This is a genomic window from Gluconacetobacter liquefaciens, from assembly GCF_003350405.1.
In the GTDB taxonomy this organism is placed as follows: Bacteria; Pseudomonadota; Alphaproteobacteria; order Acetobacterales; family Acetobacteraceae; genus Gluconacetobacter; species Gluconacetobacter liquefaciens.
On the sequence record NZ_QQAW01000002.1, the window covers coordinates 302,180 to 315,695 of the forward strand.

The 13,516-nt window shown below is 65.4% G+C and carries 14 protein-coding genes; 3 read left to right on the forward strand and 11 right to left on the reverse strand.

What is annotated here, in order from left to right; all coding sequences use genetic code 11:
* Nucleotides 1-40 precede the first annotated feature (40 nt).
* On the forward strand, nt 41-997 hold the full coding sequence (locus C7453_RS04645) for a CDP-alcohol phosphatidyltransferase family protein (RefSeq protein ID WP_245948779.1): 957 nt from the start codon (nt 41-43) through the stop codon (nt 995-997).
* Nucleotides 998-1,084: 87 nt separating this feature from the next.
* On the opposite strand, the gene lptG is transcribed toward C7453_RS04645, so the two are convergent.
* The 3 genes from lptG to C7453_RS04660 all read right to left on the reverse strand — a co-directional run bounded on the left by lptG (nt 1,085) and on the right by C7453_RS04660 (nt 4,700).
* Complete coding sequence (gene lptG / locus C7453_RS04650) at nt 1,085-2,164, reverse strand: LPS export ABC transporter permease LptG (protein ID WP_245948780.1); 1,080 nt, start codon at nt 2,162-2,164, stop codon at nt 1,085-1,087.
* Nucleotides 2,161-3,255: an LPS export ABC transporter permease LptF gene (gene lptF, locus C7453_RS04655; RefSeq protein WP_114726666.1), complete on the reverse strand. Its 1,095-nt coding sequence runs from the start codon at nt 3,253-3,255 to the stop codon at nt 2,161-2,163. The genes lptG and lptF overlap by 4 nt, the downstream gene beginning before the upstream one ends.
* Before the next feature lie 170 nt (nt 3,256-3,425).
* A complete protein-coding gene (locus C7453_RS04660; RefSeq protein ID WP_245948781.1) occupies nt 3,426-4,700 on the reverse strand; it encodes a glycosyltransferase family 4 protein in 1,275 nt (424 codons plus the stop codon).
* Nucleotides 4,701-4,890: 190 nt separating this feature from the next.
* On the opposite strand from C7453_RS04660, the gene C7453_RS04665 reads away from it, so the two are divergent.
* On the forward strand, nt 4,891-5,202 hold the full coding sequence (locus C7453_RS04665) for a hypothetical protein (protein WP_141288678.1): 312 nt from the start codon (nt 4,891-4,893) through the stop codon (nt 5,200-5,202).
* A 26-nt stretch (nt 5,203-5,228) separates the two neighbouring features.
* Here C7453_RS04665 and C7453_RS04670 read toward each other — a convergent pair whose 3' ends face one another.
* The 8 genes from C7453_RS04670 to C7453_RS04700 form a co-directional block, all read right to left on the reverse strand.
* The gene (locus C7453_RS04670; RefSeq protein ID WP_141288680.1) at nt 5,229-5,564 is read right to left on the reverse strand and encodes a host attachment protein; all 336 of its coding nucleotides are present in this window, start codon (nt 5,562-5,564) and stop codon (nt 5,229-5,231) included.
* 35 nt (nt 5,565-5,599) lie between these two features.
* Nucleotides 5,600-6,403 (reverse strand): prephenate dehydrogenase/arogenate dehydrogenase family protein, encoded by an 804-nt coding sequence (locus tag C7453_RS04675; RefSeq protein WP_114726368.1) that lies wholly within the window; start codon nt 6,401-6,403, stop codon nt 5,600-5,602.
* 154 nt (nt 6,404-6,557) lie between these two features.
* Nucleotides 6,558-7,298: a cytochrome c oxidase assembly protein gene (locus tag C7453_RS04680; RefSeq protein ID WP_114726369.1), complete on the reverse strand. Its 741-nt coding sequence runs from the start codon at nt 7,296-7,298 to the stop codon at nt 6,558-6,560.
* Nucleotides 7,295-7,900, reverse strand: coding sequence for an SCO family protein (locus C7453_RS04685; protein ID WP_114726370.1), 606 nt, complete (start codon nt 7,898-7,900; stop codon nt 7,295-7,297). Before C7453_RS04685 ends, C7453_RS04680 begins: the two co-directional genes overlap by 4 nt.
* Before the next feature lie 7 nt (nt 7,901-7,907).
* On the reverse strand, nt 7,908-9,653 hold the full coding sequence (locus C7453_RS04690; RefSeq protein ID WP_114726371.1) for a cbb3-type cytochrome c oxidase subunit I: 1,746 nt from the start codon (nt 9,651-9,653) through the stop codon (nt 7,908-7,910).
* Nucleotides 9,650-10,180, reverse strand: coding sequence for a cupredoxin domain-containing protein (locus C7453_RS04695; RefSeq protein ID WP_114726372.1), 531 nt, complete (start codon nt 10,178-10,180; stop codon nt 9,650-9,652). The genes C7453_RS04690 and C7453_RS04695 overlap by 4 nt, the downstream gene beginning before the upstream one ends.
* Nucleotides 10,181-10,196: 16 nt before the next feature.
* Nucleotides 10,197-10,355: a hypothetical protein gene (locus C7453_RS18880; RefSeq protein ID WP_170143124.1), complete on the reverse strand. Its 159-nt coding sequence runs from the start codon at nt 10,353-10,355 to the stop codon at nt 10,197-10,199.
* On the reverse strand, nt 10,352-11,128 hold the full coding sequence (locus C7453_RS04700) for a c-type cytochrome (RefSeq protein ID WP_170222008.1): 777 nt from the start codon (nt 11,126-11,128) through the stop codon (nt 10,352-10,354). The genes C7453_RS18880 and C7453_RS04700 overlap by 4 nt, the downstream gene beginning before the upstream one ends.
* Nucleotides 11,129-11,758: 630 nt before the next feature.
* On the opposite strand from C7453_RS04700, the gene C7453_RS04705 reads away from it, so the two are divergent.
* Nucleotides 11,759-13,510 carry a methanol/ethanol family PQQ-dependent dehydrogenase gene (locus tag C7453_RS04705; protein ID WP_114726374.1) on the forward strand — a complete coding sequence of 584 codons (1,752 nt, stop codon included), beginning with the start codon at nt 11,759-11,761 and terminating at the stop codon, nt 13,508-13,510.
* The last annotated feature ends 6 nt before the right edge of the window (nt 13,511-13,516 follow it).

Genomic DNA, 13,516 nt, shown 5'->3' on the forward strand with positions numbered 1-13,516 from the left:
CTCGTATGGCGCGGGGGATCAGGGAAACAAGGGTGCCATCGTGTTGCAGCAGACAGATCCCGTGCGGCGCACGTCGGAAATCGAAGAACTGACCAACCTGTATGTTATCCATCCGGTTTCGGGATGGCTGACACGGCATTTCGCGCGTCTTGGGGTGGCGCCCAATGCCGTGTCGCTCGGCGGGATGACGGCCGGGCTGTTGGCGGGGGTGGCCTATCACCATGTCGGCGACTGGCGTTTCGCGGTTGCCGGGTTCCTGCTCATGGTCGTCTGGCATGTCATGGACGGGGCAGACGGCCAGCTAGCGCGCCTGACGGGCAAGCAGTCGCAGACCGGCAAGATTCTGGACGGTATCTGCGATTATGTGACGTTCGTCTCGGTTTATGTCGGGCTGGCGCTGGCGCTTTCCGCCCTGTATGGCGCGTGGGTCTGGGCGCTGGTCGTGCTGGCGGGCGGATGCCATGCGGTGCAGTCGGCTGCCTATGAACGGCAGCGGCAGGATTATAATTTCTGGGGCTGGGCGCGTGGATCGGCGCCGGTGGCGCGGGCGAAAGTTGCCTCCGGCCGGCGTGTGGGCGACCTGCTGTTCGGGCTGTATAATCGGCTTGAGGCGCTGACGGCATCAGGCGGAGAGGCAGGGCTGAACCAGCGGCTGACGGTGTTGCTGGCCGCACATCCAGACCGGGCGCCGGTGATCCGCCAGGCCTATCGCGAGGCTTTTGCGCCGCTGCTGCGTGGCTGGTCGATCCTGTCCGCCAATTATCGGACGATCGGCATCTTTCTCTGCGTGATCTGCCGCGTGCCGCTGGCTTATTTCGTGTTCGAGATCGTGGGGTTCACGGCGATCCTGATGCTGCTGCTGGCGCGACAGCGCATGTGCGACGGGGCGTTCATGGCCGGACTGGATGGTCTGGCCGGGGACGTGCCTTGCCCCGGTGAACGCCGCCGCGATCAGGCGGTGTTCGCGGTCGAGGCGGAAGCGTCGCTCGTACCGTGATGCGGCAAGGGGTTTACCCTTGACCCACCAAAGGGCAGTCGCCCTTTGGAAACCCGTTCGTTTTCGGGTGATTGGGGGCTTGGTTCTTTATTCTCTGGTGTGGATGAAGAGATAGGCCGCCGACAGCATCAGCAGGATGGGAGGGGTGAGGGCTGTGATCGCCGGGTTCAGGTCCAGCAGCAGGCCCAGCCGGTTGGTGATTTCCTGCCCCAGTGAGAACACGATGGCGATCGCGATGCCGATGGCCATGCGATAGCCAAGGCTCTGCGAGCGCGGCGGCCCGAAGACGAAGGGCGCGGCGCAGGTGATCAGCGCGATCATGGCGAATGGCGTGCTGATGCGCGACCACAATTCCTGCTCGTAGCGTGTGGCCGGCAGATGATGCCGCTTGAGATCGCGAATGTAGCGATACAGGGCGATGGGCGGTACGCTCTCGGGCGGCAGGCTGAGGAAACGGATCTGCCGCGACGACAGGAAGGCATGCCATGTCATGCTGTCCTGATGGCTCGTGTGGAACTGGTCGGCGACGATGTCCTTGCGCGTGACGTCCGTCAGAACCCAGTTGTCGTCCGCGCCGATCGTGGCGTGGGCCGCGTGCAGATAGCGTGTCAGCGCGCCCCGGTCGTCGAAACGGTAGATGTCGATGTCTTCGCCCAGCCTTTCGTTGACGAAGCGGTGGACGCCGAGAAACTGTTGGTCGCCATGAGCCCAGAAAGCCGTGTTGTCCGCGGCGTTTACCACGCCGGAGGTGAGGGCGGTGGCACGTCCCTGCTGCGCCATGTGACGCGCCGAGGGCACGACGAACTGCCCGACCAGAAACAGCAGGACGATCGTCGGTACGATCAGGCGCAGTACGGCGCCGATGATCTGCATTTCGGAGAGTCCGATCCCTTGCAGGGCCGTAAGCTCGGAATGTTTGGCGAGGCCGCCCAGGCCCAGCAGGCATGCCAGCAGCAGGGCGATGGGCGTGACCTGCATGAAGCGTGCCGGCGCCAGCAGGGCGGTATAGGCGGCGGCATCGGCCAGGCGATAATGTCCCTGGCCGACGAAGGAGAGCTGGTCGACGAATTCCAGGAGGCTGAACAGGGCCGTGAGCCCCAGTGCGACCAGGACGAAGGCCCGCAGCGTGACAAGCTGGATATAGCGGTCGAATCGTTTCAGTTTCATGGCGCGTCGGCCCGCCGGGACAGAAGATCGGCGATCTGGCCGCGCAGCATGAAGCCGGTCAGGATTGCCAGCAGAGCGGGCGCCCACCAGATGCCGGGGAATGCGGCCACCATGCCGTGCTGCACCCAGGTGCGGGCGGACGTATAGAGCAGGTAATAGACGAAGAAGATCAGGATTGCGGTCCCCAGCTTGCCGTAGCGGTTCTGCCGGGGGCGACCGCGTGCCAGCGGCACCGCCAGCATCGCCAGCAATATGGTTGTGAAGGGCGTGGACAGGCGCCACTGGAATTCCGCCACGTCCGCTGGCTGGTGCGAGGCGGCGATGCTCAGGCTGCCAGTGGTCACCGAACTGTCGTCCGGCGCGTCCACCACATGGCGGTTCGGGTCCTGCGTGATTTCGCGCACGGTCATGACCTGGTCATGCGCGCCCGGCCGGGTGCCGATATCGTAGATATGGGCATTCTTCAGCCGCACGTAGAAATCGGTTCGGCCGTTGACGTCGTCGGCCACGGGATAGCCGAGTTCGGCATGGATGATCCGGGTGTCATTGGGACGGCGCAACTGGACGAAGATATCCCGTGCCGGGCCGTTGGGTCCCTGGCGTCGGGTGAGGAAGATGACGCGCGCGCCGTTCTGCACGACGTAGAAGGTACCGGGCTGCATTGCGTCGACGTCCAGCGTCAGTTCGGCGCTGCGCGAGAGGGCATGCAGGCGCTCGTACGCCCAGGGGCGCACGACCAGTGACAGGATGCCGACCCCGATGGCGACGCATCCGGCCAGTGTCATGACATGGCGGAGCAGCATGCCGGGGGTGACGCGCAGGGCATGGAGTGCCGTGATTTCGGAATTGCCGTACAGTGTGCCCAGTGCCAGCACGATGGACAGGTACAGCGCCACCGGGACCAGGACTTCCAGGCTGATCAGGAGCTTGAGCACGATCAGTTCCACGATCGTGTTGGTGGACAGCAGCCCGTTGACCGCGTCCGACAGGAAATCGGCGGCGCTGTAGCCGGCGAACAGGGCCATGCAGACCACAAGCATGGCTGCCAGGGGCTTCCCGATTTCGCGCAGAAGATAGGTGCGAATGATCAAGGTATGAAAACCGTCCGTCGGGGGCATGGATCGCGGCGGGGCGTACAAGTGACTCTCTTCGCCCTGTCACGCGGGACGGGTGCGGTCTGTGCCGCATGGGAACATGCCCGTGACGGTTCGAGGATAAAAGAGAGGCCCATTTTCGTCAAACCGCAGGCGGCCCGCCGGCTTCAGGAGCCAGAGGGCGGCAGGATCGGCGACCCTGTACGCATCAGATGGTTCAGCCAGCGCCAGGATTGGTGCCGGTACTGCCGCCATTGGGGTGCCTTCCAGCGTTCGACCGGATCGGGTGCGGCGGCCAGGCGTTCGGAGATCGCGGTCATGATTCGCGTGGCGCGGGCTTCCCATGTCAGGGTGCGGCTTTCCGCCTGTGCGGCCTGCGCGAGGCGTGCGCACAGGGTGGGGTCGTCGGTCAGTCGTCGCACGGCGTCCGCCAGGGCCTGGGGGGAATCAGGCTGGCAGAGATACGCGTTCTCTTCGTGGCGCAGGATTTCCTGCACGTCCGGAGTCTTTCCGGCCAGGATCGGGCGCCCAGAGGCCAGGTAGAAGAACAGCTTGAGCGGCAGTACCGTCGATCCGAACCGCGTCAGGGGCTGGAGCGACGGCGGGATCAGCAGGAGATCGGCCGCCGCGACATACTGGCCCAGGGCCTCAGATGGCTGGAAGGGAACGATCCGCACGTTGGGCAGGGGGCGGGCCTTTTCCTCGATCGGTCCTTCGCCATAGGAGCCGACGAGGATGAACAGTCGGTCGGGCAGCAGGCGCGCCGCCTCGATCACGACATCGAGGCCCTTCTTCTGGTTGATCCGGCCCGTATAGACGATCGTCCGGGCGGTTGCGGGAATGGACAGGGCCTTTCGCGCGACGTCCGGGGCGGGGATCGCATCCAGCCGTCCGGGTTCGAAGCCGTTATGGATGCAGCGCAGTTTTGCGGCGGGAATCCCCAGTTCGAGATATTTCCGCCGCGTATAGTCCGAATGGCAGATATGGAGGATGAAGCGCGGGTGGTTCATCAGCCGGTGCAGCCAGCGGCGGAGCGGGGGGATCTGGTCGGGCCACGGGCGATAATGGTCGAAGACCACGCGCTGGCCGAACCGGATGGCCATCCAGGCGATCCACAGATTGCGGGTATAGACCAGGTCGGCCTGGCGGAAGGCGCTGCGGCAGACGATGGTCAGGCCGCACATCAGGTGACGCAGGGCGGCCGGGCTGGCCGGTGCCCAGGCGCGCACGATGTCCAGGCCCGTGGCCTCGGCCAGGGCCGTGCAGGAGGCCCGGTCGCGCATGGGAACGTGCAGCCGCGCGCGGGAGGTCAGGCGGGCCAGGTAGCGGGCGGTGGTGATGAAGACTTCGGCGTCGGCCTCGGCACTGGGGAGCGGATTTTCGAACGCAAACAGGATCTTGATCCCTGCATCCGGGTTTCCGGCATGGCCGTTTTGTCTCAATGGTCGCATCCATCAGGCTTTTGTCCGGGCGCTGGCCCGCCGATGGCGCATATGACCGGGAACGTGGGTGGGTGTCCAGAAGTGAGGCCCGCCGCGCCGGGGAGGGAATGCAACCATGGCAGGCATGGCGCGCTACGAAGACGGGTGGCCGTGTCTTTTTCGGTCCCTGTCTGGTTCGGAGGAAACGACCATGGCTGATCTGACCGCCATCGAGATCCTGTCGCACCTGACTGCGCTGCGCGCCCAGGTGGCGGGGCTGTATTCGGTCTTGCAGGCGCCCCGGACCGTGCAGTCGCCTCTGCCTTCGCAGGGTATGGGAGACGGCGAGCGCGTAACGGTTACGCTGAATGTTTCCGTTCTCCGGCGCGTCGAGGACTGGCAGGCGCGGCAGTCGGACCTGCCGAACCGCGCGATCGCGCTGGAACGGATGATCGAGGCTTTTCTCGATCTGGAGGCGTGGGCCCGGCGTCCCGGCGCGGGCACCGAGGGCGCCGGAGCCTGACTCCGGCGCTGTAACCGAAGAGAGGGTTACGGCCAGCCGGTTGCCGGAATGTCGAAATGCTGGATCAGGTCGTGTTCGGGCAGTTGCGCCAGTTCCTTGGGCACGGCCAGGATCAGCCTGTCCTGCGCGACGCCGGTCAGTTCGGCGCGGATGGCGTGCAGGAGATGACCCGGCGCGGCCAGGATGAAACGGCTGATCGTGCCGTCGGTCACGCCGCGATTCAGCGCCTCGGCGATGGTGGCGGCGAAATGTTCGGTGGGTGCGATGTGGTCGGTCGTGTGCAGCGCATGCCCTTCGTGGCGCAGCAGGCGCGCCGTATGCGCGTCGGCGACGACATACGTCACGGGGTCGATCGTTGTCATGATCTTCTTCTCCCTGTCGAAGACGTCATCATCTTTCACCCGAATGAATGTTCCGGGAAGGGGGATACGCCGTGCGCATCATCACTTTCCGCGATCCGGCCTGCTATGGCGCAGAATTGCCGGCGGACTGTGCGGGCATGGGGGTTGAGGTGGGCTATGGCGTGGGAGACCTCCGGGGCATCGTTTTGCACCATGGCGGCGGCGGCGCGGATGAGGTCGAAACTGCTGGTGCTGATCCGTTCGGGCATCGGACCCATTTCGGAGAGGATATGGGCCAACAGATGGGTCAGGCCCTGTGCCATCGCGGCGTCTCGGTCGTGGGCATCGGGCGTGGTCACGATGACGTCCAGCCCCAGGGTGCGGCGCAGGAACGCGGCGATGGGGCCCAGCCGGATGCCGCGTAGCGGGCAGAGCACGATGCGATGGCCGGCGATGCCGTTGCGCGCGCTCTGCGGGCCGAACAGCGGGTGAGTGGCGATGATGCGGACATGTGCGGGCAGTTCGCGGCACAGGATGTCCGCCGGCAGGATCTTGACCGATCCGACATCTGCGACCAGCGCATGAGGTGGCAGGTGCGGCCCGATGGCACGCGCGACCGCCTGCATCCGCGTGACCGGAATGGCCAGGATGACGATCGGGCAGCCGGCTGCGTCCTCCAGCGTCGTTGCCGTAACCCCGGGCATGACGGGGCCGGACTGTAGGACGGGATCGTGGACGCGGATGCGGCAATGGGCAGCCAGATGGGCGGCGATCAGCCGGCCGAAGGCGCCGAAGCCGAACAGGCCGACCAGGGGAAGAGGAGCCGGGGAGGGAGAGGAGAGAGACGATCCGTCTGACATGGCACTGCTTTCGGGAAGCTGCGTTGCCAGGAGGACTCTCGGATGTTCGACCGCTGACGACGCAGCGGTTGAACATGATAATACGCCCCCGCCGCTATGAATGCGGCGCGTAATACAGTCCGGAGAGGAAGGACGGGGTGCTCATGCGACGCACCTAAGGAGATTTGGCGGGGCCGGTCAAGGGCGGCGGGGGCTTTGCCGGGGCGGCGACCAGCAGCCATGTTCCGACCACCTGGAGCGGCAGGCCGGCGACCAGCATCACGAACCCTGCCCAGTGCTGATCTTCGAGCGGTGTCAGGTCCCATCGGCACAGCACGTCCAGATAGGGGGCGTACAGCACGCGCGGCGCCGTCATCCAGACGACCGCCACCACTGTCATCGGCAGGCTGCCCAGCAGCGCATAGGCTCCGGCCAGCGGGTTATGCCGGATGACCCGGCTGCCCGGCATCAACTGGCCCCAGAACAGCAGGCCGGCCAGCAGGTCCAGCAGGCCCAGCGGGGCGCTGAACAGGGCGTTGGCCAGCGAACGGTCGAGGATCGAGGGCAGGCCGGTGGCGATTGCCAGCCCGCCGAACAGGGCCGCTGCCACGCCGGGGTCGCGGGCCCAGCCCGCGACATGGGCGGGGCGACGGTTTGTCGTCATGGGCATGGCGAGCAGGAGGAACGGCGGGACGACCTGGCCCAGCACCATCAGGCCGGCGGTATATTGAGTCATCGAAGCCAGAGGGTCGCGCAGGCCGACGCAGGAGGCCGTCAGCAGGGCCGTGCCGGCGCCCGCCGCCGCCAGCCGCCAGGATGGGTGCCGGTGCCGGGCGGCCAGGAGCAGGATCGCGGTGCCGGCGAGCAGCCCGGCGGTAATCCAGCCGGCCTGGAAAAGCGGACTCCAGCCTCTCATCGGGACAGGACCGCGCGGATGTCGGCGGCCATGGACTCCGGAGCGTTCAGTTGCGTCATGCCGTAGCGCGCGCGCATCTGTCCGTCCGGGCCGACCAGCGTCAGGACCGAATTGTGGTTGATGTGGCCGTCGGTTCCCGTCCAGCCGATGCCCCAGGCGCGGGCCGTGGCGGCCAGTTCGGCCGGGCGGCCGGTCAGGCCGGTGGGTGCGGGCTGGAAGTGGGAGAGGTAGGCATGCAGCACGGCCGGCGTGTCGTGGGCCGGGTCCAGCGTGACGAACAGGACGCCCGTCCGCGCCGCGTCGGGGCCCAGTCGGGCGAAGACCTGTTCAAGTGCTGCCAGTACCGTCGGGCAGACATCGGGACAGCGCACATAGCCGAAATAGACCAGTGTTGCCCGGCCGTGCAGTGTTGCCGGGTCGAACGGGTGGCCCTGATCGTTCTGCAAGGCGAGGCTCGGGGCCGGGACCGGCGGGACTGGAGAGCCGAACAGGCTGAAGCCGCCGCTCCAGCCTGCATAGAGGGCCAGCAGCGCCACGATGGCCGCCACTGTGCAGGCGGCGCGGCGGAGCGACTGCCGGAGCGGTGGCGCGAGCGCCGTCATGCGCGCCCTACCAGAGAATCCAGCCCGGCGCGCGCGTGACATGATGCAGGAACGGCCACAGGATGGGGATGTAGGCGGCGATGGTGGCCAGCGCCGTGACGCCGGTCAGCAGCCAGATGTGATCCAGCGCGCGGATGAGCGGCGAGGCGGACCGGGCCGGGTTTGGCGGCGAGTCGATGGTGGAACTGGCCGGGCCGCCGAAGGACTGGGCGAAGGGAATGGGCGGCGGGGCCGCGCGCCGGCCGAACAGGAGGGTGCCGAAGAAGACGGCGAAGAAACTGTAGCTGGCCACCCACAGCAGGACGCCGCCGATGGCTACCAGCGCCAGCGGGACCGACGCCGCGCCGTAGAGCGCGTGATAGGTGCCGTGCGGCAGGGCGGAGACCCATGCCCGGCGCGGCACGCCGTACAGGCCCGCCCACGTCATGCCGATGGCGAAGATCGTCATGCCGACGAACCAGACCCAGACGGAGAACAGGGCCAGCCGCCGGCTGATCAGTTGCCGGCCGGTGAGGTGCGGTACCATCCAGAAGGTGATCGCCATGAAGGTCATGGCGGTGACGCTGCCGACGGTGACGTGGAAATGGCCGGGAATGAAAGTGGTGTTGTGGACGATGGCGTTGAGCTGCCAGCTTCCGTTGACGATGCCGGTGGCGCCGCCGAGGATGAAGGTGATGGCCGCGAGGATCTGGCCCGCCACGCTGGGATCGCTCCAGGGGAGGGCCCGGAACCAGCCGAACCAGCCCTGTCCGCCGCGCAGGCGGCCGGCATATTCCAGACTCAGCCCGATGGTGAAGGCGGTCACCAGGCTGGGGGTCGCCACCGACATGGTCAGCACCACCAGGATGCCGCGCCAGATCGAGGAGAAGCCGGGGTCGGAGAACTGGTGATGGGTGCCCACGGGCAGAGAGAAGATCATCAGCAGGGCGAAGGTGATCCGCGCCATCGGGTCGGAGACCAGCTTGCCGCCGACCTGGCGTGACAGCAGGCCGTACCAGGAGACATAGGCCGGCATCAGCCAGAAATAGACGATGGGGTGGCCCGTCAGCCAGAACAGCGTGCGGTTGATGATCGGGTCGACGGTGCTGATCAGCCCCAGCGACCATGGGTCGAGCTGCAGCACCAGTTCGGCCACCACGCCCACGCCGGCGAGTCCCCACATCAGCATGGTGGTGAGCGACATGTAGGTGACCAGCGGCGTGATTTCGCCGGGGCGGTGGCGGCGCCATGTGGCGCGCATCTGCAGCAGGATCGACAGCGGCATCGTGCTGCCGAGGGCCAGGAGTGTGATGCCGATATAGAAGAATGGGCTGCCCTTGAGCGGCGGATAGAACGTCCAGAGCACCGACGACGAATTGTCGCCCATGGCATAGAGCACGCATAGCGCGCCCACGGCCATGATCGCGAAACAGGCGCGCCACATCGTGAGATTCGGCGTGACCCCCAGTTCGCGTGCCGGCAGGTAGACCAGAAGCCCGCAGGTGACGAAGAAGGTGAAGACGTAGCCGTTCATGACGCCGTGGATGGTCAGGCCCTGATAATAGCTTTGCAGCAGCGGGCGCAGCGCGGGATAGGCATCCACCCCGCCGTAATTCAGTGCCTGTAATGGGCCGATCGTCGCCCCGACCAGCAGGGCGCAGAAGCCCGTGATCAGGAAGGCGAGCATCAACCGCCGCGTGCTGGCAGCAACGCGCTCGGATTCTGTCTGAGGGAAAGCGGACGGGATTGTGTCGGCTGCGATTTCGATGCTCATGGCGTACCTGCCGGATCGACGATGATGCGCGCCACCATGGCGTGGTGGAACATGCCGCAATATTCGTTGCAGATGATGCGGAACAGCCCGGTATGGTGGAACGTGTATTTCACCGTGCCGACCACGCCGGGAACGGCCGTGAGGTTGACCGGCGTGCCCTGGATTTCGAAACCGTGCAGTACGTCGGCGCTGGTGACGTAGAAGGTGATTTCGGCGCCTTCGGGCACGTGAATCACGTCCGGCGACCAGTGCCAGGCGCGGCCGACCATGTAGACCGCGTAGGCGTTCGGGCCGGTGCGTACCACCTTGCCGTCCTGGAACGCGGCTTCGCGGGGCGGGGCCTGCGGGTCGGTCGCGTAGGAGTGGGTGCTGGTCACCAGGCCGTAATCATGGACGACGTAGAACATCGTCCCGATCGTCAGCAGGACCAGCATCACCAGTACGCCGAAGATCCAGAACCGTTCGTGCCGTTCGGCCGAGGCGTGGAAGGCGGATTCGAGAGGGCTCATGCCCGTATTGTCGTTCATAACCGTTCCTCTTCCGTCACGCGCGATGCAGGAAGATCACCGAGACCAGGATCCAGACCGTCAGCACCGCCACCAGCAGTACGCCGCTGAGGACCCAGGTGCCGACGGGCCGGACATCGATCATGGGCGGCGCGCGGCCGTTGTCGCCGTCGTCCTGTGTGGTCGGTGTGCTCATTTCGCGGCTCCCGCATTCGGTCCTGGCAGGTTTTGCAGATAGGCTGCCACGGCCTGCATGTCGGCGTCGGTCATCGCGTGGGCTTCCGTCGCCATCATCTTGCCCATCGGATCGCGATCCTTGCCCTGGTGCCAGCCCCGCAACTGTTCCAGAAGATAGGGGGCGGACTGGCCGGCCAGATGCGGGGCAAAGGTGCCCATGCCCTGGCCTGCCGGGCCATGGCAGCCTCCGCATGGCATCACGCCGTTTGCCATGACCCCTTTCTCGAATATTTCCTTGCCGCGCGCGCGCAGCCCGTCGCTTGCCGGGTCGGCCTCGGGGGGAGGCGGTTCGGACAGGCCGGCATAATAGGCTGCGACGTCCTGCATCTGCTTCTGCGTGAGCATCCGCGCGTAGGGCGCCATCCAGCTATCGCGTCGCTTGTCGGTCGCGAAGTAGCCCAGTTGCTGTTCGAGATAGGCGGCCGAGAAGCCAGCCAGGCGCGGTATGCCCACGTCGGGCTGGCCCGCGCCGTTCATCAGATGGCAGGCTGAACAGCCGACATGGCCGGTCAGGACACCAGTTTCCGCGATCGTCCGCCCTGCCGCCGCATCCGGCGTATCGGCCGCGTGGGACGGTTGCGCGGCCAGCAGGACAAACCCAAAGAGCGTCAGTACGCCAGCCCGTCGCCGGCCCGGACGGATGATGCTTCCCGCCGCCTCATGCATGCCTTTCTCCCGTTCGGCTGTCTTGCCGATATGATACGCTATAGGCGATTGCCGGGGAGCGGGCATATCCCGCATTCCCCCACGTCGCGATGTTCGTGCTTATTGTCCCGCGCGTGCTGTAGCCGGGACTTTCCGCTGTCGGCGATGGCGTGTCACGGGGGCGCCGCCGATCCGGATATCCGACCTGTCGCAGAATTGAGACAGGATCGCGCGCCCAGGGCGGGGTAATCCGAAATATCGAGGCAGGACTATGGGCGCTTTCATCGTGGCAGCCATAATCTCTGAAACGTGATTATAGTCAATCCGTATCGATATCGCCGGGCAGAAAAGCGCCATCCGGGCTTTTCTGCATCGCACCATGATTTTCAGACCGTGTTCTTGTCTGGACCGGCCGGGACTTGTCGCAGTTTTGCGACAGTCCAATCGCTCCATGCCCTTTTGGTGACGTGACAGAAACGACTGAACCGGCAAATGCTGCGAGGCCTGACACATAAGAACGACAACGTGCAGGTGGAGCATCGTCATGAACGGTTTTGCCTGAAGTTAAGTGAGGGATCCTGCAGCCGGATCCGCCGTTGGATCGTCCCGCCCCTCGCCGGGCGGCGTTCCGGCCGGTCGGGCGCGGCCTTCAGTTGCTGAAAGCAGGTACCGCCGTCCTGACGATTCTTACCGGAAGAGTGTTGCGGGAGATCCAAGATGAAGTTCGCTTACCGTACCAGTGTCACCCGCCAGCCCCTGCGCAAGGCGGTGCTGGCCCTGCCGGTCGCACTGGCCTGTGCGACCACGCTGACGGTTTCATCCCCCGTGCGGGCGGAAGGCCCGGCCGGGCCATATCAGCCGGTGACGAACGAGCGGCTGGGCCATGCGGCGCAGGATGATGGCTGGCTGATGTACCGGCATGATTATTCCAGCACGGGCTACTCGGCCCTTGATGGGATCAATGCGGGCAATGTCGCCCAGATCAAACCCGTCTGGGATTACGAGACGGGGTCGAAGAGCGGGCATGAGGCGCCGCCGATCGTCAATGGCGACTATATGTTCATTACCACGCCGAAGAACGGGCTTCTGGCCTTTCAGGCCAGTACTGGCAAGCTGTTGTGGAAATATCAGCGCGACCTGTCCGACGTGGGGTTGAAGACGATCTGCTGCGACGTGGTGAATCGGGGCGTCGCGCTATACGGCACCAATGTCTACATGGCCACGCTGGACAATCACGTGCTGGCGCTGGACGCCACGACCGGCAAGGTGGTGTGGGACCAGGCGCTGGAGGCGCCTGACCTGGGCTATGCGATGACGCTGGCACCGCTGGTGGTCAAGGGCCATGTCATCGTCGGCGTATCGGGTGGCGAGTATGGCGGACGGGGTTTTATTGCATCGCTGGATGCCAAGACCGGCAAGCAGGTCTGGCGGCAATCGACGATTCCCGCGCCGGGCGAGCCGGGCGGCGATACGTGGCCCAAGGGCGCGTACAAGACCGGCGGCGGCGCGACCTGGCTGACCGGCAGCTATGACCCGCAGACCGACTCGCTGATCTGGGGCGTGGGAAACCCGGGACCGTGGCTGGCGGTGCTGCGGCCTGGCGATAATCTCTATACCGACAGCGTGATTGCGGTGAATCCGGCGACCGGCAAGATCAAGTGGCATTACCAGTACACGCCGAACGATACGTGGGATTATGACGGCACGAACGAGCCAGTGCTGACCGACCTGACCTATCAGGGCAAGGCGTACAAGGCGCTGGTCAGCGCCAGCCGCAATGGCTGGTTCTATGCCGTCGACCGGACGAACGGGAAACTGATCTATGCCGAGAAATTCGCGCATGCGACGTCGGTTTCCGGGTTCAAGGATGGCAGGCCGATTACGGATGCCGCCATGCGGCCGGATGTGGACAAGGAGGTCTTTACCTGCCCCAGCTTCCTGGGTGGCAAGAACTGGTGGCCCATCGCCGTCGATCCGCAGACCCATTTCGCCTATGTGCCGACCTTGCACACCTGCATGAAGATGAAAGGGGCCGCTGTTTCGTACAAGGCGGGCCTGCCGTTCCTGGGCGAGACGTTTACTGTCATGCGCGATCCGGAGCACCCTGATGAATGGGGTTCGGTGCAGGCCATCGACCTGAATTCCGGCAAGCAGGCCTGGTCGTTCAAATCCGCGCTGCCGTGGAATGGCGGCATGCTGGCGACGGCGGGCGGGGTCGTCTTCTCGGGTAGCGCTGACGGATACCTGTATGCATTTGATGCGAAAACAGGTTCCGTACTCTGGAAGAGTCCGAAAATGTCGTCGGGCGTGATTGGTGTGCCCAGCACCTGGAAGGTCGGCGACAAGCAATATGTCGGCGTTTATGCCGGCTGGGGCGGCGGCGTGCCCATCTGGGGTGGGGACATGGCGAAGGACCCGCGTGTCCGCTCCATTCCGCTGGGTGGCCATCTGTATGTCTTTGCGCTGTAAGGAGGA